This window comes from Pedobacter psychroterrae, from assembly GCF_004331695.1.
GTDB classification, from domain to species: Bacteria; Bacteroidota; Bacteroidia; order Sphingobacteriales; family Sphingobacteriaceae; genus Pedobacter; species Pedobacter psychroterrae.
In genome coordinates this window covers 162,235-187,334 of record NZ_SJSL01000003.1, presented here as the reverse complement: position 1 = coordinate 187,334, position 25,100 = coordinate 162,235, and the positions used below count along the sequence as shown (strand labels likewise).

Annotated in this window: 21 protein-coding genes; 9 read left to right on the top strand and 12 right to left on the bottom strand. The window is 42.8% G+C overall.

Translation table 11 applies throughout. The features are described 5' to 3' along the window. Nucleotides 1-78: 78 nt before the first annotated feature. Both EZ437_RS14570 and EZ437_RS14565 read left to right on the top strand, forming a co-directional pair. Nucleotides 79-1,449 (top strand): sigma-54-dependent transcriptional regulator, encoded by a 1,371-nt coding sequence (locus tag EZ437_RS14570; RefSeq protein WP_131596793.1) that lies wholly within the window; start codon nucleotides 79-81, stop codon nucleotides 1,447-1,449. Nucleotide 1,450: 1 nt separating this feature from the next. After that, a complete protein-coding gene (locus EZ437_RS14565) occupies nucleotides 1,451-2,812 on the top strand; it encodes a sensor histidine kinase (RefSeq protein WP_131596792.1) in 1,362 nt (453 codons plus the stop codon). On the opposite strand, the gene EZ437_RS14560 is transcribed toward EZ437_RS14565, so the two are convergent. Together EZ437_RS14560 and EZ437_RS14555 are read right to left on the bottom strand one after the other, a co-directional pair. Then, nucleotides 2,809-4,074 (bottom strand): glucose-1-phosphate adenylyltransferase, encoded by a 1,266-nt coding sequence (locus EZ437_RS14560; protein WP_131596893.1) that lies wholly within the window; start codon nucleotides 4,072-4,074, stop codon nucleotides 2,809-2,811. The two genes, EZ437_RS14565 and EZ437_RS14560, sit on opposite strands and share 4 nt — an antisense overlap. Before the next feature lie 11 nt (nucleotides 4,075-4,085). Then, nucleotides 4,086-5,492 carry a glycogen synthase gene (locus EZ437_RS14555; RefSeq protein WP_131596791.1) on the bottom strand — a complete coding sequence of 469 codons (1,407 nt, stop codon included), beginning with the start codon at nucleotides 5,490-5,492 and terminating at the stop codon, nucleotides 4,086-4,088. Between the two features lie 80 nt (nucleotides 5,493-5,572). On the opposite strand from EZ437_RS14555, the gene EZ437_RS14550 reads away from it, so the two are divergent. The 3 genes from EZ437_RS14550 to EZ437_RS14540 are packed head-to-tail and all read left to right on the top strand — an operon-like array spanning nucleotide 5,573 to nucleotide 7,885. Then, entirely contained in the window at nucleotides 5,573-6,247 is a 675-nt protein-coding gene (locus EZ437_RS14550) for an ABC transporter ATP-binding protein (protein WP_317126431.1), read from the top strand. After that, entirely contained in the window at nucleotides 6,244-7,443 is a 1,200-nt protein-coding gene (locus tag EZ437_RS14545) for an ABC transporter permease (RefSeq protein ID WP_131596790.1), read from the top strand. The genes EZ437_RS14550 and EZ437_RS14545 overlap by 4 nt, the downstream gene beginning before the upstream one ends. Before the next feature lie 4 nt (nucleotides 7,444-7,447). Then, entirely contained in the window at nucleotides 7,448-7,885 is a 438-nt protein-coding gene (locus EZ437_RS14540; protein ID WP_131596789.1) for a hypothetical protein, read from the top strand. A 49-nt stretch (nucleotides 7,886-7,934) separates the two neighbouring features. Here the strand turns inward: EZ437_RS14540 and EZ437_RS14535 are convergent, their stop codons facing one another. Genes EZ437_RS14535 through EZ437_RS14510 form a run of 6 tightly spaced genes read right to left on the bottom strand, consistent with a single transcriptional unit; the run spans nucleotide 7,935 to nucleotide 13,817 of the window. Continuing rightward, nucleotides 7,935-8,435 (bottom strand): FKBP-type peptidyl-prolyl cis-trans isomerase, encoded by a 501-nt coding sequence (locus tag EZ437_RS14535; RefSeq protein ID WP_131596788.1) that lies wholly within the window; start codon nucleotides 8,433-8,435, stop codon nucleotides 7,935-7,937. A 12-nt stretch (nucleotides 8,436-8,447) separates the two neighbouring features. Then, the gene (locus EZ437_RS14530) at nucleotides 8,448-10,460 is read right to left on the bottom strand and encodes a thioredoxin domain-containing protein (protein WP_131596787.1); all 2,013 of its coding nucleotides are present in this window, start codon (nucleotides 10,458-10,460) and stop codon (nucleotides 8,448-8,450) included. A gap of 30 nt (nucleotides 10,461-10,490) precedes the next feature. Further along, nucleotides 10,491-11,252 (bottom strand): phosphate ABC transporter ATP-binding protein PstB, encoded by a 762-nt coding sequence (pstB, locus tag EZ437_RS14525; RefSeq protein ID WP_131596786.1) that lies wholly within the window; start codon nucleotides 11,250-11,252, stop codon nucleotides 10,491-10,493. Beyond that, a complete protein-coding gene (gene pstA / locus EZ437_RS14520; protein ID WP_131596785.1) occupies nucleotides 11,245-12,090 on the bottom strand; it encodes a phosphate ABC transporter permease PstA in 846 nt (281 codons plus the stop codon). Before pstA ends, pstB begins: the two co-directional genes overlap by 8 nt. Then, nucleotides 12,087-12,977, bottom strand: coding sequence for a phosphate ABC transporter permease subunit PstC (pstC, locus tag EZ437_RS14515; protein ID WP_131596784.1), 891 nt, complete (start codon nucleotides 12,975-12,977; stop codon nucleotides 12,087-12,089). The genes pstA and pstC overlap by 4 nt, the downstream gene beginning before the upstream one ends. Nucleotides 12,978-12,986: 9 nt before the next feature. Next, a complete protein-coding gene (locus EZ437_RS14510; protein WP_131596783.1) occupies nucleotides 12,987-13,817 on the bottom strand; it encodes a substrate-binding domain-containing protein in 831 nt (276 codons plus the stop codon). A 124-nt stretch (nucleotides 13,818-13,941) separates the two neighbouring features. Between EZ437_RS14510 and EZ437_RS14505 the strand changes: the two genes are divergently transcribed. Beyond that, nucleotides 13,942-15,042, top strand: coding sequence for a mandelate racemase/muconate lactonizing enzyme family protein (locus EZ437_RS14505; RefSeq protein ID WP_131596782.1), 1,101 nt, complete (start codon nucleotides 13,942-13,944; stop codon nucleotides 15,040-15,042). 117 nt (nucleotides 15,043-15,159) lie between these two features. Here the strand turns inward: EZ437_RS14505 and EZ437_RS14500 are convergent, their stop codons facing one another. From EZ437_RS14500 to EZ437_RS14490, 3 genes are read right to left on the bottom strand one after another with little or no spacing between them, the layout of a single operon-like run. Beyond that, entirely contained in the window at nucleotides 15,160-16,041 is an 882-nt protein-coding gene (locus tag EZ437_RS14500; RefSeq protein WP_131596781.1) for a glycoside hydrolase family 25 protein, read from the bottom strand. Nucleotides 16,042-16,062: 21 nt separating this feature from the next. After that, a complete protein-coding gene (locus tag EZ437_RS14495; protein ID WP_131596780.1) occupies nucleotides 16,063-16,830 on the bottom strand; it encodes a GLPGLI family protein in 768 nt (255 codons plus the stop codon). After that, nucleotides 16,827-19,559: a TonB-dependent receptor gene (locus EZ437_RS14490; RefSeq protein WP_131596779.1), complete on the bottom strand. Its 2,733-nt coding sequence runs from the start codon at nucleotides 19,557-19,559 to the stop codon at nucleotides 16,827-16,829. The genes EZ437_RS14495 and EZ437_RS14490 overlap by 4 nt, the downstream gene beginning before the upstream one ends. Before the next feature lie 210 nt (nucleotides 19,560-19,769). Here EZ437_RS14490 and EZ437_RS14485 point away from each other — a divergent pair, with 210 nt between their 5' ends. From EZ437_RS14485 to EZ437_RS14475, 3 genes are read left to right on the top strand one after another with little or no spacing between them, the layout of a single operon-like run. Continuing rightward, nucleotides 19,770-20,141 carry a BlaI/MecI/CopY family transcriptional regulator gene (locus tag EZ437_RS14485; protein ID WP_131596778.1) on the top strand — a complete coding sequence of 124 codons (372 nt, stop codon included), beginning with the start codon at nucleotides 19,770-19,772 and terminating at the stop codon, nucleotides 20,139-20,141. Further along, on the top strand, nucleotides 20,138-21,733 hold the full coding sequence (locus tag EZ437_RS14480) for a M56 family metallopeptidase (protein ID WP_131596777.1): 1,596 nt from the start codon (nucleotides 20,138-20,140) through the stop codon (nucleotides 21,731-21,733). Before EZ437_RS14485 ends, EZ437_RS14480 begins: the two co-directional genes overlap by 4 nt. An 11-nt stretch (nucleotides 21,734-21,744) precedes the next feature. Further along, nucleotides 21,745-23,376, top strand: a complete 1,632-nt coding sequence (locus EZ437_RS14475) for a M56 family metallopeptidase (RefSeq protein ID WP_131596776.1) — start codon at nucleotides 21,745-21,747, stop codon at nucleotides 23,374-23,376. Between the two features lie 209 nt (nucleotides 23,377-23,585). Here EZ437_RS14475 and EZ437_RS14470 read toward each other — a convergent pair whose 3' ends face one another. Then, nucleotides 23,586-24,956 (bottom strand): dipeptidase, encoded by a 1,371-nt coding sequence (locus tag EZ437_RS14470; RefSeq protein ID WP_131596775.1) that lies wholly within the window; start codon nucleotides 24,954-24,956, stop codon nucleotides 23,586-23,588. Nucleotides 24,957-25,100 lie beyond the last annotated feature (144 nt).

Below are 25,100 nucleotides of genomic sequence, written 5' to 3'. Positions count from 1 at the left end.
TCGTTCATTATCGGACACTCTCTGTACATCATCGAACACTTTCAGTAATTTTGGGATACGCAAGCTTAAACTGGAAATATGATAGACGCAAACGTATTGGTAATTGATGATGATGACGATATCCTACTGAGTGCAAGGCTGTTTCTGAAACAGCACTTCAACCAGGTACTGACCTGTAAATCACCAAAAGAGCTCAACGTATTGCTAAGCCGCAATGAGGTAGATATTGTCTTGCTTGACATGAATTATCAAAAAGGTGCCAGTGACGGGCGCGAAGGTCTCTACTGGCTGGAACACATCCTCTCCATTGACAAGGACTATGTGGTAATTCTGATGACTGCTTATGGCAATGTCGAACTTGCCGTTCAGGCCATCAAAAAAGGAGCTACTGATTTCATTCTCAAACCCTGGGAAAATGAAAAGCTATTTGCCACACTGTCTGCTGCATCGAAGCTGAGGCAGTCTAACAAAAAGATAAAAAAACTGGAAAAAATCCATTCATCCCTGCAAAAGGACATCAACCGGCAGTTTGAGAATATAGTGGGTACTTCCGATCCGATCAGGCATTTGCAAAACACCCTGATCAAAGTAGCGCCAACTGATGCCAATGTACTGATATTGGGTGAAAACGGGACGGGAAAGCAGGTTTTTGCGTATGAAATGCACAGACTTTCGACAAGAAGAAACCAGCTGTTTATGCATGTGGACTTAGGGTCGCTAAATGAAAATCTCTTTGAAAGTGAACTTTTTGGTTATGCAAAGGGTGCTTTTACGGATGCTAAAGAGGATAAGCCGGGGCGTTTTGAAATGGCCGAAGGAGGTACCATATTCCTGGACGAAATAGGCAATCTCTCCTTACCACTTCAGGCCAAGCTATTAAGCGTACTGCAAAACCGGACGGTAACCCGGCTTGGAGAGAGTAAAGAGCGAAAAATAAACGTAAGGCTCATCACTGCCACCAACATGCCGTTGAATGAGATGGTAGCTAAAGGCACCTTTAGGCAAGATCTTTTGTTTAGAATAAATACGGTTGAGCTCTTGCTGCCCGGACTGGCGCAGCGTGGCACTGACATCATACTATTGGCCAGTCATTTCCTCAGCAGTTTTGCTGGCAAATACCATAAAGGCATATTGAGATTTGAGCCAAAAGCAGAAACTACCTTGCTGAATTACCATTGGCCGGGCAATGTCCGCGAACTTCAGCATGTGATAGAACGCGCCGTGATCATGTCTGAAGGACAAGAAATAGTAAGCAGCGACCTGCAGCTGATGCCCAATAGATTTGGGGGCAATGCTCCCTTACAAACTGATATGGGACTGGAAGAAATGGAGAAATTAATGGTACAGAAGGCTATAGACAAGCACAAGGGAAATATATCCAGGGCTGCCGCTGATCTGGGTTTAACACGTGCGGCATTGTACAGGCGCATTGAAAAATTTGATCTTTAGTATGTTTTACCAACGGTTTACCTTCAGACTGATCATCAGGTTACTGGTGATCAACCTACTGGCCTTTTTTCTGGTACATCTTATCAGGACTACCGAACTGTGGTTTACCATCATAGGTCTGAGTGTCCTCTTGCTGAGCTGCATCTTTAGTTTATATTTTTATATCAACCAGATCAGGGAAGACATCAAAAGATTCATCCTGGCAGTAAAAACCCGTGACAGCACCCTGAATTTTAAAAATAAAGTTACTAAAGGAAGCTTTCCTGAACTATATGAGTCGTTTAATGACATCATCCAGATCCATAAAGACATACAGCTGGAAAAAGATTCGATGTTTCAGTTGATCAAAACTATTTTGGAACAGGTGCCGGTAGGAGTAATAGTAGTGAAGGACTATGGAAAAGACCCGAAACTATCTGAAATCGTATTTTTTAACCAGGCGGCAACCAATTTGTTAGGGATTCCTGCTTATAAATACTGGCGGCGACTGGAAGGGCATATCCCTCAGTTTGCCAATGAAATTGTCAACATCGCAAAGGGCGGCAAGAAGTTCATCGAACTTAAGCTACAGGATAAATTAATCCAGCTGTCTACAGAAATTATTCCTTTGAACTTGTACCTCACAGATTATACGATCATCTCTTTTCAGAACATTAAGGATGAAATAGAACAGAAAGAGACAGAAGCGTGGAACAGGCTGATCGGCGTCATCTCACATGAGATATTGAACTCCATTACCCCGATCAGTTCGCTTTCAGACACGGTAAATAGCATGATTGCGGGCAAACAGACCTTAAACTACGCCGAACTGGAAGACCTAAAACCAGCCATCCAAACGATAAAAAGAAGATCAGAAGGATTACTTGATTTTGTGAAGGATTACCGTTTGATAGCTGAACTGCCAACCCCTCAACTGCAGCACCATACCATCGGCGAAATCTTGCAGCACATTAAAGTGCTGATGATGCCTTTTGCCTCCGGACGTAACATCAGACTGAAGGTGGAACAAACGGCTTCAAAAATCAGTATACAGATAGACCTGAAGCTGATAGAGCAAGCATTGATCAACCTGGTTACCAACAGCATTTATGCACTGGAAGATATTGAAAACCCAATCATTGAAATTAACTACAGGTTGGATCAAAACAAGCTATTCCTGGAAGTGAGTGATAATGGAAAAGGCATTGAGGCCGATCTAGTGGAAAAGATCTTTGTGCCCTTCTTTACCACAAGAAAAAATGGTTCGGGTATTGGCCTTACCATTACCCGAAACATTATGAAGATGCATATGGGGAGTTTAGAGGTGTCCTCCACTCCATTTGAGAAAACAACTTTCTCTCTGGTATTTAAGTATCAGTTTTAGATCTTAGTGCCATTTGGTATAACGGCTCCTTTTTTAACCACTACGATACCATCCTTAACAGTGTACAGGGGAAAATCGCCGTCAGGCAAATGAGCTCCTCCAATGATTTCTACGTCATCCCCTATCCTGCTGTTCTTGTCAATTATGGCATTCACTATTTTACAGTTATCACCGATTCCTATCAACGGTTTCTTTCCTTTTTCCTCTTCTATTTCTATCAGGGTCTGGTATTTATCACTGCCCATGATGTAACAGCTTTCGATATGTGTACCTGTTCCGATACGTGCCCGGATGCCGATAACTGCATGTTTGATGCTTTTAGCTTCTAAAATACAGCCCTCTGCGATAATGGTTTTATCTAGTGTGGTACCCAGTATTTTTGACGGCGGCAACATACGTGCACGGGTGAATATACTGTGATGGCTGTCAAATAAATTGAACTTAGGAATGTCGTCTGTCAATCCGAGATTGGCTTCAAAGAAAGAAGATATATTTCCTATATCCGTCCAGTACCCATCATACTGATAGCTCAAAACATCGTGCTCAGTAAGCATTCTGGGAATGATCTCTTTACCAAAATCCTTCTCATCTGCATTTTCTGCAAAGATCTTAATCAGCAGGTCTCTGTTGAAGATATAAATACCCATTGAAGCTAAATAATCCTTCCCTTCGGCATGCATTTCCGGACCTGTATCTGAAGTCCAGTCTTCGAGATTGGTTTTTGGCTTCTCAATGAACGAAGTAATGATGTTCCGCTCATCTGATTTAAGGATCCCAAAGTCCGGGGCATCTTTAGCATTTACCGGTATGGTAGCAAGGGTCACTTTCACTCCCGCATCTATATGTGCCTGTACCATCGGCTCAAAATCCATCTGGTACAACTGATCGCCAGACAGGATAAGTACATATTCAAACTCATGGTTTAGCAAATGATGCATGGTTTGCCTTACTGCATCTGCTGTTCCCTGAAACCAGGTTGGATTTTCAGGTGTTTGTTCAGCCGCCAGAATATCCACAAAAGCCAGGCTAAAGTGACTGAAATGATAGGTATTCTTAATGTGCTTGTTGAGCGAAGCAGAGTTAAACTGTGTTAAAACAAACATACGGTGGATTCCCGAGTTCAGACAGTTGGAAATCGGAATATCGACAAGCCGATATTTACCTGCAATCGGTACAGCAGGTTTGGAGCGCGTTTGTGTAAGCGGAGACAACCTTGAACCCTGGCCACCGCCAAGGATTACTGCCAATACTTTTTCAGTCATGTTCATAGTAATTATATTTGGTATAGATCTATATATTCTTGCGCAGCCCTGTCCCACGAGTGGTCCAGCTGCATGATAAACTTACGTATTTCCTTCATTTTTTTCTTATCTGTGTATAATTCATTTGCCCGGCCAATGGCATGACAAACATCCCATACACTTGTCTGGTCATGACAGATCCCAAATCCCTCATCGCCAATATCAACAACTGTATCTTTCAAGCCTCCTATCCGTCTTACTACCGGTATAGTACCATACCTAAGCGCATACATTTGGTTCAGGCCACAAGGCTCTACCCTGCTGGGCATCAATAGAAAATCGGCTCCTGCATAGATCTGATGTGACAATTGCTCGTTATATCCAATGTATGCATTGTAATTTCCCGGAAATGCATGCTTCAACTGTGCCAGCCTTCCTTCTACCTGCGGATCTCCCGAACCAAGCACCAGTACGTTTATCTCCCCGTTTCCCTCAATTAAAGTCCGGTAAAATATATCCGGCAACAGGTCGGCTCCTTTTTCGCCCACCAATCTGCCGATAAAGGTAAACAAGGGCTTATCAGGATCCAGTTCAAAAACACGGCAAAGCATGTCTTTGTTTGCTTTTTTTCCATTTTCAACAGTTCTTATCGCATATTGCTTTTCCAGCATAGGATCTGTAGTTGGGTTCCACACATCATTGTCTATCCCGTTTAGTATCCCTACCGATTTGCCGCGTTCACGTGCAAATAATTGTTCCAGTCCATTGGCATTGAAACTGATCTCATCCAGGTAGCTAGGCGACACGGTAGTGACCCTCCAGGCACATTTAATAGCAGAGGCCAATGGATTAATGGCACCCCGCCACTCCAGCTGCCCAGCCTTCCAAAGATCAAAAGGCGGTATATAATGCAGTTTATCCCAGCCAAACTGTCCCTGATATTGCGCATTGTGAATGGTCAGTATGGTAGGCACTTTTTTAAGCTTATTGAACTGCTGGCAGTAAGCGGCCATAAAAGGAACCAGACCCGTATGGTGATCATGACAATGGATCACATCCGGAGTGTGCTCCCACTGTGACATCCAGTCGAGCACCGCGATCTGGTAAGCCAGGAAGCGTTCAGTATCATCATCATATCCATAAACCTTTTCTCTGTCCATCAATCCGGCTATATGCACCAGAAAAAGATCAAAACCCAGTTTATTGGTCTTTTCTCTGAATATCCTTACCGGGAAATTTTGAAAACCGAGTTTGCTCCAGCCGTCATAGACCACTTCAAATTCGTTTTCCTGCATGAACCTGGTCTGATAGGCAGGCATTACCACCTTGGCTACATGTCCCAGTTTGTTTTGATATTTAGGCAAAGCGCCAACCACATCACCCAAACCGCCTACTTTGGCTATAGGATAACATTCTGCACTAAGGTGTATAATCTCCATAATCTAATCCGTTAAAAAGTATCTTAAATTAGGGATTAGAATATAGAAAGCAAATTTTTAACGTAAAAATATTTATTTCAATGGCTAAACAAATATCTTTGGCCATTATCCACAAAAAAACCCGCATGATCTCAATACAGGCAGTAGCACACAATTATCCCGGCGGAAATCAGATCAAATTTAAAGACTGGCAGATTAACTCTGGAGATCAATGGCTGCTGCTGGGCGCATCAGGCAGTGGAAAGACCACTTTACTGCACATCCTGACAGGGATATTGAAACCGCAGCATGGAGAAGTAATGCTTGGCGAAACTTCAATTTACCGCCTTTCTTCCAAAGCACGGGACCAGTTCAGGGGCAGGAATATTGGCATCATCTTTCAGCGGCCTCACCTGATAAAAAGTCTAACTATAGCAGAAAATCTGTTACTGGCCCAGAGTTTTGCCAAGCTTCCCGAGGATATGAACAGAGTGAAAGAGGTCTTGGCCTCGCTTGACATTGCTGACAAAATAAACAACTACCCCAGCGAACTAAGCCAGGGACAACTACAGCGTGTGTCAATAGCCCGGGCGGTGATCAATAAACCTGCTCTGCTGATTGCTGATGAGCCTACTTCCAGTCTGGACGACAAAAACACTGCTGCTGTATTGCAGCTATTGATACAGCAATCGGAGATCAACCAAGCTACACTGATTGTTGCCACACACGATAAAAGGGTTAAAGATGCTTTCACTAACACTTACGAACTACTATGAGCCCATTCAAGATTAGCTGGAAAAGCCTGTGGTCGAAACCATTGTCGTCGGCATTAAACATACTACTCATTGCCTTTGGTACCGGCATTTTAACCATACTGATGCTGGCATCCTCACAGATCGGTGAAAAACTGGAAAACAATTCAAAAGACGTAGACCTCGTAGTTGGCGCTAAAGGAAGCCCGCTGCAATTGGTACTGAGCAGTATTTATTACATTGATTTCCCAACGGGTAACATCCCCATGAAAGCAGCCATGGAACTGGCGCGCAACCCGCTGGTAAAAAAAGCGGTACCCCTTGCACTGGGCGACAACTATAAAGGCGTCCGGATAGTAGGTACGGACAGTAACTTTGTGGGCTTGTATAAGCTGCAGGTTAAAGAAGGTAAATTATGGCAGGAAGACTTTGAAGCTACTATAGGTGCTACTGTAGCCGCCACACAGCAATTGAAAATTGGCGATACTTTTTTTGGAGCACATGGACTGACCAGTGCTTCTGATGTGCACGAATCACATGCTTATACCGTATCAGGTATACTTACACCACAGGGAAATGTAACGGATAACCTGATCCTGACCAATATAGCCAGCGTGTGGAAGATGCATGATGATCACGAAGAAGATGCACATGAGCATGAACATCATGATGAGGACGATAAGGAACTTACCTCCCTGTTGATTCAATACCGCTCTCCCATGTCAGTGGCGATATTTCCGCGTATGGTAAACGAAACTACCAATATGCAGGCCGCCTCCCCTGCGCAGGAAAGCACCAGGTTGTTTTCTTTAATTGGTGTGGGTGTCGACACCTTACAATGGTTTGCCGTACTGATCATGCTCATCGCAGCCATCAGCGTATTTGTAAACCTGTACAATTCTTTAAAAGAGCGCAGTTATGACCTGGCCATTATGCGCACCTTAGGCGCTTCAAGGGGTAAATTATTCCTTATCATTATAACAGAAGGTATCGTCCTTACGCTTGCAGGCACAATAATTGGGGTATTGTTAGGACATATGGCACTGGAGTTTATAGGAGGCAACCAGGATAGCAGTCAGGCGCGATTGACCGGAATGGTTTTACTCCGGGATGAGATATACCTATTTGCTGCTGGCTTGTCAATTGGTATATTTGCAGCAATCATACCAGCAATACAAGCTTACAGAGCTAATATTTCTAAAATATTGTCTAAAAATTAATTGAATGAAAAAGATCCTTTTGATAGTACTACTCTTTATTGGCTTTGCAGTCAAAGCACAGCACAACCCGGACGACCAGATCATGTCCGACAACTGGGACATCATAGGAAGTGTAGATTTCAAGATTGTTAAGGATACGGAGATGTTTGCTGTATACAATGACAAGATCAAGAAGCTGGCCAATAAGACCTTTGAACTGGAAGGCTATATCGTTCCGATAAAAGATGGCATGAAGCAGACTAAGTTCATGCTTTCTACCCTGCCAATCAATCAATGCTTTTATTGTGGCAAAAATGGTGTCCCGGTGATGGTATTGGTGGAACTGGCAGAGCCCATAAAATTCACTTACAATACCATTGTAGTAAAGGGTACATTAAAACTAAATACCGGCAATGCGATGGATAACCCACCCATATCACTGGTCGCCGCAAAATCGATATAAAAAAGAAGAAGGTGTCCTCTTATTGAAGACACCTTCTGTATATTATTATTTAGTGACCTGAATGGCCATCAGCACCGTGAGCGTGACCATGGCTCAGTTCATCCTGAGTAGCTTCACGTACTGTTAATATCTTACCTGCAAATATCAGGTGCTTACCAGCCATCGGGTGATTTAGATCTACTGAGATAACCTCATCTCCCACTGCTGTTACGCCAGCTCTGAAATGATTGCCCTGATTGTCCTGCAATGGAATAACATCCCCTACAGCAGGCAGGTCGACTTCCTTGAACATATCTTTTGGCAAATCTGCATAAGCTCCCGGATCTACCTCACCGTAGCCATCAGCCGCAGTCAGCTCAAAACCATAGTCATCTCCGGCATTTAAACCGTTTAAATGCTCTTCAAATTTCGGCAGCATCATTCCTGTACCATACAAAAATACCAATGCGTTTTGCTCATCAGCTTTTTCTACAAAAACTTGTTGTCCTTCTTCATTAGTCGTATGCAATTCGTACGTTAATGATACTACTGTATTGGGTTTAATACTCATTGTGATGTTTTTTTAATTTATTAGTTGTAATGCTTCATCAACCGTACTTACTGGCAACTGGCACACTTTATTTCGACAAATATATATTTTTGTTTCATTGCTTTGCTTATCTTTCAACAAAGGAAGATTGGAATTTGTTCCTCCTAAAGTAATTTTGTTAGGAATATAGTGTGCATTGAACTGCCGCTTAGCCTCTTCAATGTCATTTCCTGTTAGTGCTATCTCATTTATTCCAAATATCTCGTTCATCAATTGAATGGCCCAGTTTGAGTAGGCCGAGCCATAGGTTTTTATTTGAGGATGTACCGCAGCGAGCATAGCCGATGCTTTATCGGTGTACTTCTGCTCATCAAATAACAGCCCAAGTTTATGGAGGTTTTGGGCCATTACCGAGTTAGACGAAGGAATCACATTGTCCATTATCTCATGCTTTCGGGCGATTAACACCTCTCCCTTTTCAGAGGTATAGAACAGCATAGGACTATCCGCGTCGTTAAAATTATGCAGCACATAATCCGTCAGGCGCTTTGCTTCCTCCAACCAGCTTTCCTCAAAATCCAGCTGGTATAGGCCGATCAATGCATCAATCATAAAGGCGTAATCATCCAGAAATCCGGCAATAGTAGCCCTTCCACTTTTAAAATTTCTATACAGACCACCATCTTCCATGCCGATGCTATTTAAAATAAATAAGGCTGCTTTTTTTGCGGTATCGTAATAATGTGGGTTATTAAACGCAGCGGCACTATCTGCAAGGCCTTTTATCGCTATGCCATTCCAGGCAGTAAGGCATTTATCATCCAGTCCGGGCCTGATGCGTGTGCTCCTTTCTTCAAGCAGCTTCCCTTTGGCCTCCCTGATCTTTGTCTGCAAGTCAAGTACGGTAAGTCCTTTAACTTGCGCGTATTCCTCCTCTACAAACTTAGTATGCAGGATATTAGTTTGTTCCTCTTCCCAGTTACCGTCTTCGGTAACGTTAAAATAATCTGTCAGCAAAACAGCGTCATCTCCCAGCACCTTGTCAAACTCCTCCTTGCTCCAGACGTAAAATTTACCTTCCACACCCTCACTATCTGCATCCAGTGCAGAGTAAAACAAACCCTCAGGTGAAGTCATCTCCCTTTCCAGCCAGGCGATGCTTTCGTCTACCACTTCCTTAAACAAAGGCATCCTCGTGTATTGAAAGGCTTCAGCGTACAAGCTAATCAGCTGACCGTTGTCATACAGCATTTTCTCAAAATGAGGTACATGCCAGCGCTCGTCTACCGAATATCTAGCAAAACCTCCACCCACATGGTCATAAATCCCACCTTGGGCCATTTTTTCTAAAGTAAACAGTGCAGGTACCTGAGTAGCGTCATCTTCCATCAGATGACTATACCTGAGCATAAACTGCCAGTTATTCGGTAATGGGAATTTAGGAGAACGGTTATACCCACCCTCGGCCATATCGAAATAGCGCTTCCAGGGTTCTGTTATTTCTGTTAAATGTGATTTATCATATTCACTCAGCTGTACATTGGGTATGATCTTTTCTGCATTCTTAATCCCATCCGTCAGCCTGTCGGCATATTGCAACGCCTTTTCAGGCTCCTTCTCCCACATATCTGCCACATTGAGCAATACATTTATCCAATCTGTCTTTTTAAAATACGTACCCCCATATACAGGGCGCTGATCCGGCAGGCAGATACAATTGAGGGGCCATCCCCCACTGCCGGTCATCAGCTGTATGGCCAGCATATAGATCTGATCTATATCCGGCCGCTCTTCACGGTCTACCTTTATGCAGACAAAATGCTTGTTCATCACCTCTGCCACCTCATGGTTTTCAAAGCTTTCCCGTTCCATTACATGACACCAGTGGCAGGCAGAGTACCCGATACTTACTAAGATCAGCTTATTTTCAGTTTTGGCTTTTTGCAGGGCTTCCTGTCCCCATTCGTGCCAGTTTACAGGATTGTAAGCATGCTGCAGCAAATATGGCGAGGAGGCATTGATCAGGCTATTGGGTTCGGTATTCATACCATAAAGGTAACAATTTTACTGAGCTGGTTAGCCGAAACGCCCCTTAACATAATTGCCGGTAAGCTCATTTTTAGGATTATTAAACAGCTCCTTTGTTTCCCCTTCCTCAATTACCTCCCCGAGGTACATGAATACCGTTTTATCCGCAACACGCTGTGCCTGTTGCATATTATGGGTCACGATCACAATGGTATAATCCTTTTTCAATTTAACGATCAGTTCTTCGATCTTCAAAGTACTTAAGGGGTCGAGGGCCGAGCAAGGCTCATCCATCAAAATGACCTCTGGCCTGAGTGCGACCGCCCTTGCGATACAAAGTCTTTGCTGTTGGCCGCCAGATAGCCTTGTAGCAGGTTTATCCAACTCTGTTTTCAATTCATCCCATATATAACTTTCTTTGAGTGCATTTTCAATGATCCCTTTCCGTTCCGCTTTTGGAATGTCATTAATTTTCAGACCGTAATTGATGTTCTCATAAATGCTCTTTGGAAAGGGGTTTGCCTTTTGAAAAACCATACCGATGCGTCTGCGCACCTGCGTGGCAGAGAAATGCCCATCATAAAGATCTTGTCCCTCAAGGACCAGTTTACCTTCGATCCTGGCATCAGGAGAAAGGTCATGCATGCGATTAAACGCCCGCAACAAGGTGCTTTTACCACAGCCAGAGGGACCAATCAAAGCGGTAACCTGGTTGGGTGCAAAATCAATGTTTATATTCTTTAGTACCTGCTTGCTTCCAAACCAAAGGTTGACGGACTCAGCAGATAATTTTACCAGATCATTATTCATCTTTACTGTGTTTATACCGCACATAAAACGCGGTAAGGTTTAATAAAAACACCACTATGATTAACACGAGCGCGGTGCCATAAGCAAGCGGTCTGACTTCTTCAATCGCCTGGTGCTGTGTAGACAACATGTATAAATGGTAAGGGAGCGACATAAACTCCTGGTTTAAAAAACCAGTAGGATTATTGATGTAAAATGCTACCCCGGTAAATAATATGGGGGCAGTTTCTCCAGCTGCCCTCGAAAGCGTAAGCACTACCCCGGTTAATATGCCGGGCAGTGCAGATGGCAATACCACATCACGGATGGATTCAAACTGGGTTGCCCCAATTGCCAGTGCCGCTTCCCGGGTACTCGCAGGAATCCTGCGCAGAGCTTCTTCAGTAGTAATGATCACATACGGAAGTGACAGCAATCCCAATGTAAGTCCGGCAGAGATCAAAGATGTACCCATTTGCAAACCCTGGACAAACAGCGCCAACCCGAACAAACCATAAATAATGGAGGGTACGCCGGCGAGGTTACGAATCGAAGCCCTGATAAGTCTGGTCAGCCAAGTATCCTTTGCATATTCATTCAGGTAAATTGCACAGCTTATACCAAAAGGCACCGAAACAAGTGCTGTGATCATGGTTAAAAGTACCGTTCCGATAATGGCGGGAAGAATACCGCCTTTGGTCATGCCCTCACTTGGCAGCGAAGTCACAAATTCCCAGCTCAGCGATGGTGCGCCTTTACTAATCAGGTCCCACAGTATGACGACAAGAAAAAAACAGACCATGCCTGTGCAGAACAGCAATGTGCCCCATTCAATTAGCGGAGTAAGTTTTTTCATCATGCGGCCTGATATTTTCTAAATTTATTGACAAAATACTCACCGATCAGGTTTACTGCCAGGGTGATAAGGAATAAGACAGCCGCGATGGCGAACAGTGCGTAATAATGCGTGGTCTGATAGGGCACCTCTCCCATCTCAATAGCGATGGTAGCAGTAATGGTGCGTACAGAATGAAAGAAGCCTTTGGGAAATGCAGAGGCGTTCCCTGTAGCCATCAGTACGGTCATGGTCTCTCCTATTGCCCTGCCCACACCCAGCATTACCGCGGCAAGTATCCCCGGTGCAGCGGCCGGTATAGTTACCCTGATCAGGGTCTGCCATTTATTGGCGCCTACGCCATAACTTGCTTCCCGGTAAGACTGCGGTACTCCATGCAGCGCGTCTTCTGTAACAGTGATGATTGTGGGCAGCGCCATAACGGCTAGCAAAATAGCTCCGTTTAAGGCGTTTAGCCCATTCGACTGTCCCGTTAATTCTGCAATACCCGGTCCCAGGATCACAATCCCCAGAAACCCGATCGCCACTGAAGGAACGGCAGCCAGCATTTCAATAACCGGTTTTAAGATACTCTTGAGTCTTTTCCCAGCATATTCAGATAGAAAGGCAGCAGTACCGATCCCTAAAGGAATGGCAATGGTCATGGCCCCTAAAGTAACCAGGCAGGTACTCACCAATAAGGGCAATATACCGTATTCGGCATTACTACCGGAAGGGTTCCACTGTGTCCCGGTTATAAAATCCAGCGGCTTGATCTTCAGGAAAAATGCCACTGAGTTCCAGATAAGCATAAAGAAAATACCCCCCAAAATGGCAATTACCAATAATCCGGTTGTCCTGAACAATAGTTTTACAGCATCATCTATTTTTTCTCTTGCAGCTAATTTCATGAAGGATAATTAATCTAGAATATAATAGCCCGATGCCTGTATTAATTTGCGCCCGGCAGGACTTTTTTCAAAATTGATAAAGGCCGAAACTTTATCCCATGATTTTATAGGAATAAACTGGTAAAGCGGCCTTTGGAAGTAGTATTTTTTAGCAACAATAGCCGCCTCGTCCAGGGGAGATACCGCAGCTTCGCCTTGCTCTCTACTGATTTTTAATACTTTTATTGGTTGATTGGTCCCGTCCTGCATGATGTATCCGGCACCAACATACCCTATGCCTGAAACATCCATCTTTACCCCCTCCATGATCTGTGCATTGCCGTTCATTTCCTTGGCATCCCGGCTAAATTCTATTTTCAATTTTTTCCTCACAAAAGATTGTGTGCCGGAATTGCTCTGACGGCCGTAAATGTTGATCACTACATCCTGTCCGGTAACGGGCTTCCAGTTTTTGTATTCCCCGCTCAGCACCTTAGTTAAGGTAGCCACATCAATAGAATCAAGCGGAAAATCTTTTTGTACAATGAATGCAGTAGCATCCTCTGCAAAGACTACCGTTTTGATATCGATTCCCTTCACTCTAAACAAGCTGTCCTCCTCATCATTGAGCGGACGTGAAGAATTGGCGATATCAGCCTGACCATTCAAAAGTGAAGCTATGCCCAGTCCGGAGCCACCTCCGGAGATGGCCACACTAAAATCATCGTTGATCTTATAAAAGTGCTCGGCAAGGTTCACCGCCAGGTTAACTTCCGTATCAGAGCCTTTTACTTTAATGGATTTATCGTTGTTGCTGCACCCTAATAACAGCAATACAAAAATGCCAGACAGGTATTTCATAAAGAAAAAGGTTTCCCCAAAATTAACAGTTGTATGTTGACTGCAGGTTAACCGTGTGTTAATTGAACGTAGTTTTCATTTCTGTCCTATACAAATTGTACTTTTATAGTACAAGCCTTATGTTATGGTCATTACTCATATTGAAATATTCCGATTCAGCATCCCCACAAAGCCGTTTGTAATCGCTACCGGCACTATGCACTTTTCTCAAAATGTGCTTATAAGAATATATACCGATGCGGGTATCCACGGCGTAGGAGAATGCTCTGCTTTCCCGACCATAGTAGGTGAAACACAGGAAACCTGCATCGTTATGGCCAAAGAATTTGCAAAGATTTTTATCGGCACAGACCCCCTTCAGATTCCCGACCGGATGAATGACCTGCTGGGCTTTGCCGCCCACAATGGAACGATAAAAAGTGCATTTGACATGGCGCTATTTGACATCGCGGCAAAGCATGCCGGTTTGCCGCTATACCAGTATTTAGGCGGACAAAAACGCAGCATTGAAACTGATATTACTATAGGGATCAGCACACCCGAAAACATGGCTCATGCTGCGCTGGAATTAAAAGCAAAGGGCTGCAGCATCATTAAGATCAAATTAGGTAAGGATTTACATGACGATATAAACCGGGTAAAGCAGATCAGAAATGCAGTTGGAGATGAAATGATATTGCGGATAGATGCCAACCAGGGATGGGATTTTGATGAGGCACTATTTGCCCTGGGTGCTATTGCGGCTTACGATATTGAATTTTGTGAACAGCCAATGCGTACCTGGTACGACGACAGGCTTCCTGAATTACATGCCAATTCGCCTGTAAAGATAATGGCTGATGAAAGTTGCTATAACCATCATGATGCCCGTAAGCTGATCAACAGCGCTTCATGCTCCTACCTCAATATTAAATTTTCAAAGTCAGGAGGAATACTTGAAGCCCAAAAGATTCATGAAGTCGCTTTGCAAGCAGGCATAAAGTGTATGATGGGCGGAATGCTGGAAACCAGGATTGGTATGAGTGCCAGTATGCATTTTGCCCTGGCCAGCCCCAACATTGTATTTTTTGATATGGACTCGCCTTTGCTTGGACATTTAGCAGATCCGGTTATTGGCGGGATAATTTATAACGGTTACCACATTGAAGTGCCTGATACCCCCGGCATTGGTGCTGATGCTGATCCAGCATTTTTAGAAAGCTGTGAGAAGTGGTTGATAAAATAGGGCTCTCTAATCTACTTTTACCTTAATAGACTTGTTTAAATTGAACTTCATATTTAGCCGCGCTTTCAAGCACAGGTAAGTCACAGATTGATCACAGGAGCAGGACAAAAATGGGCCTTACCTGATCAGCATGCTGTCGAACTTCAAACTGTCCCCATTAAACACATTAAAATCCACTACATGATTGATACCCGTGATTTTCGCCTTATCAGAATGCTGCCAGAAATTCCAGTCGCCGGCCGACATTTTCAGTCGCGGCTGATGATAATGCGCTACCCAAAGCGGGTATTCATCAAAATATCCTTTCAAATAATCCTTATAAAAAGAAAGACCTGTATAAATGATAGGTTTAACATTTGTTTTCTTCTCTATATGGCTAAGGAAAACCTGCAATTCAAGCCGCATCGCTGCAGAGGAAATCCCGTTTAATTCTTCAATATCGACCACCGGAGGCAGATCACCGGCCTCAAACTTTACTGTCTGTAAAAAAAACTTGGCCTGCCACAATCCTGATTTCTTCGGTTTAAAATAATGATAGGCCCCACAGATAATACCTGCCTTTGGCGCTTCGCGCCAGTTGCGCTGAAAATAAGGATCCACATTAAACATCCCTTCTGTTGCTTTAATAAAAGCAAACTTCACTGCCACATCATCCTCTTTCATCGCCTTTACCTGCTTCCAGTCTATCTTGCCCTGATAATAAGAGACATCTATTCCATGAATCGCATGCCCCTTGGGAATCTTGATATTGAAACTATTGTAGGTGCGGTAACCAGGATCTTCGCCTACGTCTTTGATCCAGCGCCAACTGGAAGTGAAACCCTTTATAATATACCCATAATAAAGAGGAGAAAAAAGGACCAGCAACAATGCCACAATGGCAAACTTCCATTCCAATGACAGCCCTTTCTTTCCTTTGGAAGTTCTTTTTCTTGTGACAGGTTTTTTACGGGGTGGAGCCGACGAACGGGAGTTGGAAGTTTTTCTTGGAGCTGGCATGATGCCCGCAAAAATACAACTTTATAGCAAAAGTCCCTTAAGCTGTACGATGGCGTAATCACCGGTATTACTGATCGCCTTTACAATTTCATCGTATAGCTGTTTATTATTTACTTCCTTGCCTTTTTTGGGAGGAACAAGCGTCTTGGGATCAACTGTTTCGGTAACTTTTGTCGCAAACCAGGTCACATTTTCATGCGGAACGGCCACTCCCAATATCATACCGGGTAAGCCATTAAATGATTCAGGACCTCCTGAAACATGGATCTCATCGGTATAAAATGCCACTACATAAATAGAATCCAATACCAACGCATTGGCACGGCGACAAGTGTAGCCGGCTATAATCCTGGTTTCATCGGTTATCTTCCACTTTATCTTCCGCAAACTGTCTTTCACGAGAAAAGTACGTTCATAGAATTCCTTTTGCACAATACCTTTCCCATTTTTCAGATCAGAGTACACCACATTGAGCTGATTGGCCATGGGGCTATCATACCACCAGTGAACAGGCTTGATAGGCGGAACAGGGGTAAAAAGACTGATATTGTTTCCAAACACCAAAGTACTTTTAAGCGTCAGAAACTGTGGTTCAGTCCTTAAATATTGTTCATAATAAGGCTTGTTCTCCATACTGCTTTTGGTCACCTTCTTTTTAACTAAGGCAAACATATTAGCAGTTCTTTCAAACTCAATCACACCACTTGTTATAAAATGCTTATTCTGCGCAAATACAGACACATGGTTAGTCAAAAAAAGACAGGTTAAAACTAAGATGATCTGTTTCATGGTTGTTGTTTTTGTAATGATTTGCCAAACTTGCTGTAGTCCCAGGTTAAGGAGAACATAAAATATCTTCTGATAGTGGTATTTCTGCTTTCATTAAAGCTTCCGCTATAACTTGTCCTGCTGTAACCGGTATTTTGATCCAGCAGGTCATTTCCTATAATGGAAATCTTCAGGCCTTCATCCTTCAAAAATGACCTCCCAAAATGTGCTTTTAGCAGTGCCAGTTCAAACGGACTGTCAAACACTTCATTTTTAGCGCTATAGCTATAATTGAGGTCGCCACCGATAAAAAACCTGCCCGGCAGCTTTGTAAAGCCACCAAAACTCACAAAATATCCCAGGGTATTGTTGTCAATCTGCCTTTGCAGCGAACTCGAATTGGCGGAGTAGTTAGGGCCAATGCTGAAATTATAGGAATAGTTTCCTTTGTTTTTCCAGATGTCTATTTGAGGGGCATACCGCATCGTCTGGGTTTTGTTCAACTGGTTATTGATGTAATTATAACCCGTATTGCCGCTGAATGTGAAGTTGATACTCAGGATAAAATCAAGCTTGGTAGCATGCCCATACACCTCTGTATAGGCATTCCATGATATGGGGGTTTTACCTTTGAGATTGGACGACTGGAACACGTTTACCCCTGCCGAGTCGGTAGTCCTGTTGCTGACTATCGCATTCAGGGTAGTTCCGTACCAACCTCTAAAATTGATACCCTGATCTTTTGTCGGCTGATATACCCGGTAGTTGTAGGAAAAGCGGTTTTCAAAATACGGCTTCAGTTCGGGATTACCCAGCCTGATATTCAATGGATCTGAATTCTGTCTTATAGCCTGAAGATCGTACCAACCGGGCGGATAGGTATAGCCGTTATAGCTAAAGGACAAAGAGGCCGCCTTCGTCAACTGATACCTGTAGCTGGCATAAGGCTGCCAGTTGATAAACTTTCGTCCGAAAGGCTGACCTGACAAAAAATCGTCTGTTTGTTCAGATACTTCATCGCTCATGCTCGAGCCCAACGCAGCATAAGTCTTGGTGGTTGAATAAGTGAAGCCCATGTTATAGGTATGCGACAGGGTAACCAGTTCAAATTCACTACTGAATGCAGAATCCAATAGACCATATTGGTTATTTGACGATTTATTGAAGGATAGCTGATCGTTGTTGCTCCTGCTTAGCCCAAAATTATATCCAGCCGTGACTGAAATTCTTTTAGACAGTACATCTGAATAGGAAAGTCCTGCAGAGGTCCTGTTAGAATTAGATCTGCCTGGTTTATACTGATCTATATTATTGATGCTGTCACGTTCACCGGCTGTATTATAATAGGCGGTTTCGGACAAGAGATAACCATCGCTGCTACCGTCACTAAACGATGTACGTCCGTTTAAAGATATACTCCGGCCTTTTTTCTTAAACCGCTTGGCATAATTAACGCTCGCCTCAACGTTCTTATTTTCACTACTGCTAGTTGAACCAATGGTATTAAAATTTTGCAGTACACCATTCCCTCTTAATGTAGTTGCCAGACTATTGCTGCCGGATGTGTATCTTCCCTCATTTCCCGAGAACCTGGCAGTAAGGTCTGACATCGAATCCAGTTTGGATGTAAAACTGCCATTCATGGACTGATTGAAATTGTAGCCTTCAAAATTTCTTTCCTGATTTCGCTTGTTAAAATTGCCAGGCAGGTTATTCTGGGTGATGGTACTGCTTGTCCCCTCATTGTTCAGGGCGCCAATCTTATAGTCTACATTAATGCTTTGCTTGTCTTTATTCCATTTACTATCATAGTGGGCACCGGCATCACGGGCAAAAGGTGTACCTATCCCTTGATAATTGCCCACGCTGTATCCGCTGCCGTATCTTGAGTTATCCGCACTGCTCAGCCCTACTTTGCCTGTATTGCCCAGGTTTCCGTAGGCAGAAATCTTCTGCTTAGGACTAAATTTATTAAGCATTGCCTGTGTGACATAGTAATCGTCTGTGCCGTACCCACCTTCAGCCTTTCCAAAAACCCCCTTCTTCTTATCTTCCAGCAGTACGATGTTTATGGTTTTTACTTTTACTCCGTCTTCAATACCAGTGAGTTTGGCCTGATCACTTTTACCATCATACACCTGCACCTTGTTTACCATATCGGCCCTGAGGTTTTTGGTAACCAATGATGGATCATCACTGAAAAACTCTTCCCCGTCTACCAGAATTTTAGATACCGGCTCTCCCTGAAAAATAAGCACACCGCTCTGATTGATCTTCATACCCTGCAATTGCTTTAGCAGGTCTTCTACCTTGGCATTTTTCTGTGTGGCGTAGGCAGCAGCATTAAATTCCGTGGTATCACCCTTTATTTTGATAGCAGCTACCCTGGCCTTGATGATCACTTCATCCAACAGCCTTGATTTTAAAATCATCCTTATCGTTCCAAAATTATAGCTGGGTTTGGCTGCATCAATGGTGAAATGCTCTACAAAATCGGCATAGTCTGGATAGGTGATCATGATGAGAAATTTGCCTGGACTAAGGTTATTTATTTCAAACAGCCCATTATTTGAATAGCTAAACTTCTGAAGGATAGAATCTTTGGCATTGAGCACAACGATCGTGGCTTTGTCGATCCTGGCGCTGCTGGCAGTATCGATCACCATGCCTTTTACGGCATAATTGTTTTGAGAATAGCCATTTAGAAGAAAACAGCAACAGACAGTTAGTACTGCGATTAAGAATTTCATGAGAGCATATTTGGTAGTTGCAATATATAACTAAAAATACAGTTATAAGAATTTGAAAATTTATTTGCGCGTATAAAGCCATTTGAATCGTGATTTGCCGAATAGTAACAACTAAATTACATACGACTAATAATTTAGTTGCGCAACTAAATTATTAGTCGTACATTAGTTTTATTAAACAGTCTATCTATATATAGTAGTATCAGAAAAATGAAGGAATTGACTAAAGCGGAAGAACAAATCATGCAGGTATTGTGGGAATTGAAACAAGGGTTTGTGAAGGACGTAGTGGCGCATTTGCCAAATCCTAAACCGGCCAATACTACGGTCTCTACCATTATCCGGATACTGGAAGGGAAAGGATTTATAGACCATGAATCTTTTGGCACCACACACAGGTACTTCCCTATTGTCAGCATTGAAGACTATAAAGCCTTCGCTGCAGGCAAACTGCTCAACAGCTATTTTGGCAATTCGGTAGAGAAGATGTTTTCTTTCTTTCTGAAGCAGGAAAAAGTAGACCTCAAAGAAGCCGACGAGATACTAAAATTGATTGAAGACCTCAAAAAGAAACAAAAATGAACACGCTGATCTATCTGCTGCAGGTGAATCTGTACCTGCTCCTCTTCTACTTGTTCTATCTTGCGCTGCTTCGCAACGAGACCTTTTTTAAGATGAACCGGTTTTATCTGGTAGGCTCAGCCTTTCTATCATTGGTCATTCCTGTTTTAAAAGCGGAATGGATAAAAGAACTGTTTATCACAGAAAAGGTACAGGCAATAGCCCAAACGGTAACTTATGCAGTGATTGATAGGGGAACCGAGCAATTGAACACCTCGTCTGGAGTGGTTCAAAGCCAATCATCGTTGCCAGCCGCGGAATGGCTTTGGCTGATCTACGCAGGGGTATGTCTGGTATTTTTGCTCAACTTCCTTAGAAGACTTTACGGTGTTAACAGATTATTCAAAATGAACATCAAAGGCCGGGCTTTTTCATTTTTCAGCAGAATTGCCGTTGACGAAGCGCTGGAAGGTAAAGAGCTAATCATTAACCATGAGCGGGTGCATGCGAAACAATGGCACTCGGCAGACGTGATCTTTTTTGAACTATTACTGATCATGAACTGGTTTAATCCCGTAGCTTATCTATATAGAAAAGCGATAAAAAACATACACGAATTCATTGCAGATGAATTAGCAGCATCGACATTGGAAGAAAGATCAGCATATGCGCTCTTGCTGGTCTCCAATGTTTTTAATACAGAGCCTCAAAGATTAACGAACAACTTTTTCAACCAATCTTTACTACAAAGGAGAATTATTATGTTACACAAAACAAAGTCTCGTAAGATTGCCATACTGAAATATGGGCTTTCAGCACCATTATTCGCCACAATGCTGATCTTTTCATCTGCTACCGGAGCTGATATCCAAACTCTTGCAATAGTGAAGGAGCGGGTACAACCCTTGATCGAAAAGCTTAAAATCGCTAAACCTGAGCCGGCCGCAGTAGCGGAAGCGCCTGTAGCAGCAAAGGCGACCAAGCCGACAGATACCACTCAGAAAGCGCAAAGAGCTATCGCGGCACCAAAAAATTTGTATGACTATGTGGGAACTTTATATGACCCCATCACCTTGACGAAAGCGGGCAAGGAAGGCAACATCTATGTATCATTTAAGGTGGGCGAAGACAAACGTCCGACAGGCTTTAAAATTATGAAATCCATTAGTTCCAATTGGGAGAAAGATCTGATTGCCGGATTAGAAGCTTTTCCAGATACTGTTGACATGCCGACCGGAAAATATCACTTCTCACTTGGTTTCGCTTATGGCGGAAACGAAGATCTTGTAGAGATTAGTAAGGCAGAACAAATTCCATTATTCCACAGATGGAAAGTATATGGCCCGGCAGTAGGGACGGCCACTGAAATTGAAGACGGCAAAGAAGTACATAATACTTATGTGAGTTTCACTGCTCTTACAGATCCAATCGTAATGGTAGATGAAAAAGAGGTAAGCTATTTACCTACAAAAATGGGGTTGAAACTGAACGAAAGCATTTATCCGAAAGAGGGAATATCAAAAGCCCTCAAAGGTGATAAAGCGGTGGAAATTTACGGTGAACGGGCCAGGAAGGGAATTATTGTAATCGAAACAAAAGAAAAGAACAATTAAAAAGATCGGCTATGAATGCACTCATCTATATCTTGCAGGTTAATCTATATCTGCTCCTCTTTTATCTATTTTATGTGGTGTTACTGCGAAATGAAACCTTCTTTAAAACCAACCGGTTTTATTTGGTAGGCTCGGCGTTACTGTCTCTTTGTATACCATTGCTAAAAGCAAAATGGGTTAGTGCGCTGTTCATCACAGAGAAGGTGCAGAATTTTACACAGATTGTGACTTACAGGGCAATCGAACCAACAGTTACTCAAATGAACATCCCTTCTCTGACCCCTCCAGAACAGGTTATGTTTAGCCCCATGGAATGGCTTTGGGTAATCTACCTTTCGGTCAGCCTGGTCCTTTTACTCAACTTCTTGAGGAAGCTCTACATAGTCAGGAAACTGCTTACCACCAAGGTTAGTGGTCAGGCTTTCTCATTCTTCGGCAAGATCTCTGTGGATCAGGACCTGGAGGGGAAGGATACGATTATTAGCCACGAACTGGTACATGCCAGGCAATGGCACTCGGCAGATGTGGTGTTTTTTGAGATACTTCTGGCCCTAAATTGGTTCAATCCAGTCACTTACTTCTATAGAAAAGCGATTCAAAATATACATGAATTCATCGCAGATGAATTAGCAGCATCAACATTGGAAGACAGATCAGCATACGCGCTCTTGCTGGTCTCCAATGTTTTTAACACACAACCCCAACGACTAACCAACAATTTTTTTAACCAATCTTTATTAAAAAGGAGACTCATTATGTTACACAAAACAAAATCTCGCCAGGTTGCCATACTAAAGTATGGGCTCTCAGTACCGCTTTTTGCAGGTATGCTTATTTTTTCATCCGCTACTGGTGCTGAAGCAAAAATCATCACTAAGATTACCGATAAGGTAGTTCCAATTATTAGTGATTACGCCAAAGCTGATCTCAATCCAATAGGAGATTTAAAGCTCAAAATAAAGCCCACCCCGGCCCTCAAAGTAAAAAAAGCCAGGAAAAAAAGCAATATTTCCCCTGTTCTTGAATTAAACTCCCAGCATCAGGATTCTCCGGCCAATCTTCAAAGGTATACTAGTAATTACGAAGGGGACCGTGATCACAACTTCAAAGAGGGTCTGCTCTATATATCCTTTGAGGTTGATGAGAACAAGAAAACTGGTAATTATAAAATAACAAAATCCGGCAATTTTGAATGGCAGGATGATTTTTTAAGTTATCTAAATAAATTTAATGATACAGTCTCGCTTACCAAAGGCGTATATCATTTTTATAAAGGCTTTGTTTACGCTGGTAATGAAGATAAATATCTAAGCGACAAAGAATTATTAACTGGCAAAACAAAGATGATATTTGGTGGATACATTACACAAATGCCAAATTTTATCGCCCGTGATGAAACTAAAGAAGAGGCAGGAAAAATTGTAAATTATCTTGCCGAGACACCAATAACAGATCCTGTAATACTTATTGATGGTAAGGAAGCAAGCTACAAAAAAACACCAATGGGATTTAAACTCGATGAGGCAATATATCCAAGAGGCTTAAAATTAATTCGTGTATTTAAAGGAGACCGGGCTGTTGCTCAGCACAATGAAAGTGCAAGAAATGGACTCATCGTTATTGTCACAAAGGATACCATGTAAACCAGAGAGTAACTGCCGCCTAGAAATGTCAGTTTCTATATAAGGCACCCAAAATAAAAACTCCAATGTTCCTGATCGACATGCGCAGCAATTCTTCATGGCTGCGGGAAGATCGGGAATATTGGAGTTTTTATTAATTAAACATCATTCCATTTAAGACCTGCTCAAACGTCATCCTGAAATAAATTCAGGATGAAGTAACGTTTAAATTACTTACTCAATTCCGCAAAATATTTATGGAACAATGGCAGTGTCTCAATGCCTTTATAGTAGTTATAAATATCATATTTCTCATTTGGCGAATGCAGTGCATCGCTATCCAACCCAAAGCCAAACAATACCGATTTAATACCCAATGCACTTTCAAACAAAGCGACAATCGGAATACTACCCCCGCCCCTTGTTGGAATTGGCGCCTTACCAAAGGAATCCAAAATCGCCTTTTCTGCTGCTTTATACGCCACGCTATCAGTTGGCGTTACTACTGGCTCACCACCATGATGCGAAGTAACCTTAACTTTTACATTATCAGGCGCAATGCTTTCAAAATGCTTAGTAAAGATCTCTGCAATCTCCTCAGAACTTTGATTAGGCACCAAACGCATAGAGATCTTGGCATTCGCTTTTGAAGGCAACACTGTTTTAGCACCCTCTCCTATGTATCCGCTCCAGATACCGTTTACTTCCAAAGTAGGCCTGGTTCCGGTACGTTCTAGAGTTGAATACCCCTTTTCGCCCCATTCCGCAGCAATATCAAGGTCAGTTTTATACTCATCCAAATCAAAAGGAGCGCTATTTAAAGCCTTCTTTTCCTCATCTGTAAGCTCAATTACTTTATCATAAAAGGCAGGAATGGTAATGTGGTTGTTTTCATCATGCAGAGAAGCAATCATTTTGCAGAGGATAGTGGCCGGATTGGCAACCGCACCGCCATACACACCTGAATGCAGATCTCTGTTTGGGCCTACCACTTCCACTTCCATATAGGCCAGGCCACGCAGACCAGTCTCAATAGAAGGGTTTTCCATGCTGATCATAGAGGTATCAGAGATCAAAACCACATCAGCTTTCAGGCGCTCCACATTGGCGTTAACGAAAATACCCAGATTGGCCGAACCTACTTCTTCCTCACCTTCAATCATGAACTTCACATTGCAAGCAAGTGTATTGGTTTTCATCATCAGTTCAAATGCTTTCACATGCATATAAAACTGTCCTTTATCATCACAGGCCCCACGTGCATAGATCTTACCATCACGTATAGTTGGTTCAAACGGAGGTGTTTTCCATAATTCCAAAGGATCTGCGGGCTGCACATCGTAATGTCCGTAGATGAGCACAGTTGGCAAACTGGCATCAACGATCTTTTCACCATATACGATCGGATAGCCGGCAGTCGAACAAATCTCAACGTTATCTGCACCTGCCTCTTTAAGTTTGGCGGCAACAAAATCAGCAGTTTTAAGCACATCACCTTTATATTTCGGGTCGGCACTAACAGATGGAAAACGTAACAGTTCAAACAACTCATCAAGGAAGCGCTGCTTGTTTTCTTCTACATATTTTTTGATCTCTTGCATAACAAATTAGTTTAGGGCAAACTTATATAAAATTGACCGAAGGAACAATTATTCGGTTATGTCGGTTTTGTCATCACTTATGTCAGTTTTGTTCTACCCAAATTCAACACCTTTATATCGTTGTATTGGCCGATGATATAATCC